Source organism: Streptococcus suis (assembly GCF_002964045.1).
Lineage (GTDB): Bacteria > Bacillota > Bacilli > Lactobacillales > Streptococcaceae > Streptococcus > Streptococcus suis_U.
This window is the reverse complement of sequence record NZ_POPB01000239.1, coordinates 1-5,930: the sequence shown is the minus strand read 5'-3', so window position 1 is coordinate 5,930 and position 5,930 is coordinate 1. Positions and strand designations below refer to the sequence as shown.

Below are 5,930 nucleotides of genomic sequence, written 5' to 3'. Positions count from 1 at the left end.
GATTCGCTAACTGACTCGGAGATTGACTCTGAGACAGACTCGCTCACTGACTCAGAGATTGATTCTGAGACAGATTCACTCACGGATTCTGAGATGGACTCTGATACTGATTCGCTCACGGATTCTGAGATGGACTCTGAGACTGATTCACTTACGGATTCTGAGATGGATTCGGATACAGATTCACTCACGGATTCTGAGATGGATTCGGATACAGATTCACTGATTGACTCTGAAATAGATTCTGAGACGGACTCGCTCACAGATTCTGAAATAGACTCTGAGACTGACTCACTCACGGACTCGGAGATGGATTCAGATACAGATTCGCTAACTGACTCGGAGATTGACTCTGAGACAGACTCGCTCACTGACTCAGAGATTGATTCTGAGACAGATTCACTCACGGATTCTGAGATGGACTCTGATACTGATTCACTCACGGATTCTGAGATTGACTCTGATACTGACTCTGAAATTGACTCAGACACTGACTCTGAGATTGATTCGCTTACTGATTCAGAAACTGATTCAGAAACTGACTCAGACACTGATTCTGATACTGACTCTGAGATTGACTCAGACACTGACTCGCTTACTGATTCAGAGATTGATTCTGAGACTGATTCAGAAACTGATTCAGAAACTGATTCAGAAACTGACTCAGACACAGATTCTGAAATTGATTCTGATACGGATTCAGACACTGACTCGCTTACTGATTCAGATACTGACTCTGAGACTGACTCAGATACAGATTCTGAAATTGATTCTGATACGGATTCAGACACTGACTCGCTTACTGATTCAGATACTGACTCTGAGACTGACTCAGATACAGATTCTGAAATTGATTCTGAGATTGACTCAGACACGGATTCTGATACTGACTCAGATACTGACTCGGATACAGATTCTGAAACTGACTCGGAAATTGATTCTGAGACTGACTCTGAGATTGACTCGGATACTGACTCAGAAATTGACTCGGATACGGATTCTGAAATTGATTCTGAAACGGATTCAGACACTGACTCAGAGATTGACTCTGAAACGGACTCGGATACAGATTCTGAGATTGACTCTGAGACTGACTCGGATACAGATTCTGAAATTGATTCTGATACGGATTCAGACACTGACTCGCTTACTGATTCAGATACTGACTCTGAGACTGACTCACTCACGGACTCGGAGATGGATTCTGAGACAGATTCGCTAACTGACTCGGAGATTGACTCTGAGACAGACTCGCTCACTGACTCAGAGATTGATTCTGAGACAGATTCACTCACGGATTCTGAGATGGACTCTGATACTGATTCACTCACGGATTCTGAGATTGACTCTGATACTGATTCGCTCACGGATTCTGAGATTGACTCTGAGACTGATTCTGATACTGACTCTGAGATTGACTCAGACACTGACTCGCTTACTGATTCAGAGATTGACTCAGACACTGACTCTGAGATTGATTCTGAGACGGATTCTGATACTGATTCAGAGATTGACTCAGACACTGACTCGCTTACTGACTCAGAGATTGATTCAGACACTGATTCAGAAACTGACTCTGAAATTGACTCAGAAACTGATTCTGAGATTGACTCAGACACTGACTCTGAGACTGATTCGCTTACTGATTCAGAGATTGATTCAGAAACTGATTCAGAAACTGACTCAGACACTGATTCTGATACTGACTCTGAGATTGACTCTGACACTGACTCGCTTACTGATTCAGAGATTGATTCTGAGACTGATTCAGAAACTGACTCAGAAACTGACTCGGAAATTGACTCAGAAACTGACTCTGAGATTGATTCTGATACGGATTCTGATACTGACTCGCTTACTGATTCTGAGATTGATTCAGAAACTGATTCTGAGACTGACTCTGAGATTGACTCAGAAACTGACTCTGAGATTGATTCGCTTACTGATTCAGAGATTGATTCTGAGACTGATTCTGATACGGATTCTGATACTGACTCTGAAATTGACTCAGACACTGACTCTGAGATTGATTCGCTTACTGATTCAGAAACTGATTCAGAAACTGACTCAGACACTGACTCGGAAATTGACTCTGAGATTGATTCTGAAACTGATTCAGATACAGATTCTGAGACTGACTCGCTTACTGATTCAGATACAGATTCTGAGACTGACTCGCTTACTGATTCTGATACGGATTCTGATACTGACTCGCTTACTGATTCTGAGATTGATTCAGAAACTGATTCAGACACTGACTCGGAAATTGACTCAGACACTGACTCGCTTACTGATTCTGAGATTGATTCTGAGACTGATTCAGAAACTGACTCTGACACTGATTCTGATACTGACTCAGAGACTGATTCTGAAACTGATTCTGATACTGACTCAGAAACTGATTCTGATACGGATTCTGATACAGACTCGCTCACTGATTCTGAGACTGACTCAGAGATTGATTCAGATACAGATTCTGAGACTGACTCAGACACTGATTCTGAGACTGACTCGGAAATTGACTCAGAAACTGATTCAGAAACTGACTCAGAAACTGACTCGCTTACTGATTCAGAGATTGATTCTGAGACTGATTCAGAGATTGACTCAGAAACTGACTCTGAAATTGACTCAGAAACTGATTCAGACACTGACTCTGAGATTGATTCAGAGATTGATTCTGAGACTGACTCGGATACTGATTCTGAGATTGACTCAGACACTGACTCTGATACTGACTCAGAGATTGACTCTGATACTGACTCAGACACGGACTCAGATACTGATTCTGAGATTGACTCTGATACGGATTCTGAGATTGACTCTGATACTGACTCGGATACAGATTCTGAAATTGATTCTGAAACGGATTCAGATACTGACTCAGAGATTGACTCTGATACAGATTCTGAGATTGATTCTGAGACGGACTCTGACACAGATTCGGAAATTGATTCTGATACAGATTCTGAGATTGACTCAGATACTGATTCACTGACTGACTCTTTAACTGATTCAGAGACGGATTCACTGACTGACTCTTTAACTGATTCAGAGACGGACTCACTGACTGACTCTTTAACTGATTCAGAGACGGATTCACTGACAGAGTTCGATAACGATTCTGACGTCGAAATAGACTCTGAGGTTGACGTTGATTCTGAGACTGACTCTGAATTTGAGATGGATTCTGAGGTAGAAACCGATTCTGAGGTTGACTCAGAATTTGAGATGGATTCTGATTTAGACGTCGATTCTGAGACGGATGTTGAGTTAGAGAGGGATTCTGAACTTGAAGTCGATTCAGATTCAGACAAGGAATTTGAGTTAGAGTTAGAAAGCGACTCTGACTCAGATGTATCAACTGTATACCAGTGAGTTGTTTCGTTAACGGTAGTTGAATTCAAACCGTTGACTAAGCTTACCGATGTCCCTTTAGAGTTTGGGTTTAATGTCCCTGTAAATGTTTGATAATCCGGGTGACCTGGTTTCAGGATAACCTGCACTAACATACTTACAGGATAACTATTCGCCGCCTTGGCATAACCGTCAAAACCGATACGGATTTGTTGATAGTTATCTTCATAGATGACAGAGAAGATATCATTACCAGTTTTACCAGCTTCTGCATTTGCGGTAGCCAAAGCAGATTCTTCAGCTGAGATAAAATCTGTCACAGGAACAACAAGACTTGTATTCGCTGTTCCGGGAGCCATAACAGACGTTTCCATGACTTTGGTAAAGCCTGTTGTGTCAGCCGAGTTATAATCAACGGTTCCAGTGTAAGCCGGATCTTTTATCCAAATAGTCTTAACAAGGCTACCATTCTCATCTACTACTTCTGCCAGACGTTTAACATACAATGTTGAAATCGCACCATCATTATAAATCGTTCCCGGAGAATAAAGGCGTATTGGAGTACCACCGGTTGTACTTGCATAGTCATAGCCTACAAAATCACGTTTAGCAGATGGCGTAGCCATTTGACCACCTATACCTTTAATAGTGTAGGTTGCTATTGTTTTACCATCAGTTGTCTTATAGTATGTTGTATATTCTTGATAGGTTGGAACCAAGGTATTAGTGAGCGTTCCACCGTTATACTGTAATTGGAGCTCTCCTGCCGTTGTACTTGATGAGGTACTGTCACCGTAAGTAATAGTTAGAGGCAGGTTATTAGCACCTGAGTAGCTTTGGAAGTAAGTGAATGTTGCTGTATCACCCTTATCCAAAGTATGACTTTCAACTACTGTATTTGTCGTCTTATTAACTAGTTCAACATAAGTTGTCGTTGTTGTTGTATCATAATCTAACGAATATCGGAAATAATAATTTTCTTTAATTGTTTGATCTGTCAACTGATCACCAAACCAGTTGAATTTTGAATAGTTAAAGGTAAATCTTTCGGATTCTGATGAAGGCGTAAAGCTTGTGCTATTTGTTGGATCTAAAATTTTTGCTCCATTTGGATCATCCATTGAAGGTGAGGCAGTTGACAAGGTATCAACCAAGATTCCCTCACCCTCACCGACTTTAAGGGTCACAGTTGTAGCTGTATTCAAAGCAAACGTGATGATACCATCTTCATCATCTTGCAATAATAGTAAACCTAGCGTTTGGCTACTTGCTTGCAAGCTAGATACTGCTGTTTGAATCTCTGCAGCAGTCGCGGCTTCATTTCCTAGAAGATTTTTTGCAACTACAATATCTTTGATACTAGTTGCGATAGCATTTTCAAGCTCTGGGCTGATTCCTGTTTCCCTGCTAGCAATTTGCACCAAAATCTCAGCTTCGGAAGTGACTTGTTCAAGTGTGTTCTTGACAGCTTCTAGTGACGAACTTTCACTTGTTGATGTTGAATTTTCAGCAGTCTCTGAGCTAACTCCTGTTTCTTGTAATGATTCAGAAGTTGAGAGACTTTCTGAACTTGAACTCAATTCACTCGTTGACGATTGAGTTGGACTTACAGACTCTGAGCTACTTGATATCGTTGATGCTTTATTCGACTTCGAAGCACTTGCTTCTGAACTGGACTCACTCTCTAAGATTGACTCACTAGCTGAAGCCAATTCACTAGAAGATGCTGATTCACTTTCAGAAACTGATTCACTTTCAGATGTTGACTCACTTTCAGAAATTGACTCACTTGTTGAAGTGGATACACTTGCTGAGTCTGAAAGGCTTGTCGAATCTGACAAGCTAGCTGAATCTGAAATACTAATCGAATCCGATAGGCTTGTCGACGTCGAGTCACTGATTGATTGCGATGAAGTATCTGATTCCGTTCCAACATTACTCATGCTGACAGTATCTTCAGTAGCTAGGACTGCCGTAGTTACTTCAGATGCAATGACTACTTCTTCTGCCAATGCCTGATCAACAGAAATGCCTCCACCAACTACTGCACCAGCTGCAATCAAGCCACGCAATAAGTCTGATGCTTTCGGTTCTGATTGGCGCGTTTTTAGTGTAACCTTTTCAGAAATAGACTCACTACTTCCACCAACATTCATCAAACCAATTTGAGACATAACTGTACGAACCCAATGCTTGCCTGATTTGTGCATTTTTACGCGGCTTTTACGTGATACCTCTGTATATCTATTTTTATTCTTTTGAAGATTATCCACTATGTTGTCCCTCTCGAATTTGGATTAAATAAATTTTATTTTAAAAATTTATTCTTATAAAAAACATAAAAATAAAATACTTAAAAAAAAAAAGCAAATTCCTTATAACTTCTATAATAAAGAATTTTAGGGAAAATGTCAATTTTTTTCTTAGTATAATAATAATTTTTTTAGAAATTCTATTATTGAAAGTTCTATAATGAAGTTAGCCACCTTACCTTAGTCAAGAATTAGATGTTTCACTATGTTTGAGTAAGTTGATGATTTCATTTGATAACAGGCTTGAAGCTGTTAGGCTAG

The 5,930-nt window shown here is 40.3% G+C and carries 1 protein-coding gene and 2 pseudogenes; 2 read left to right on the top strand and 1 reads right to left on the bottom strand.

The genetic code is table 11. The features are described 5' to 3' along the window. Together C1E99_RS15470 and C1E99_RS15465 are read left to right on the top strand one after the other, a co-directional pair. Window positions 1-3,378 (top strand): annotated as a pseudogene (locus tag C1E99_RS15470) (hypothetical protein); the annotation flags it as partial. Between the two features lie 210 nt (window positions 3,379-3,588). Then, entirely contained in the window at window positions 3,589-3,768 is a 180-nt protein-coding gene (locus C1E99_RS15465; RefSeq protein ID WP_153060145.1) for a hypothetical protein, read from the top strand. Window positions 3,769-5,399: 1,631 nt separating this feature from the next. Here C1E99_RS15465 and C1E99_RS15565 read toward each other — a convergent pair. Continuing rightward, window positions 5,400-5,630 (bottom strand): annotated as a pseudogene (locus C1E99_RS15565) (accessory Sec-dependent serine-rich glycoprotein adhesin); the annotation flags it as partial. Window positions 5,631-5,930: the final 300 nt, after the last annotated feature.

Excerpts from the sequence above, each read along its gene's own strand:
- C1E99_RS15465 (WP_153060145.1), top strand. The coding sequence starts at position 3,589 with ATGACAGAGAAGATATCATTACCAGTTTTACCAGCTTCTGCATTTGCG.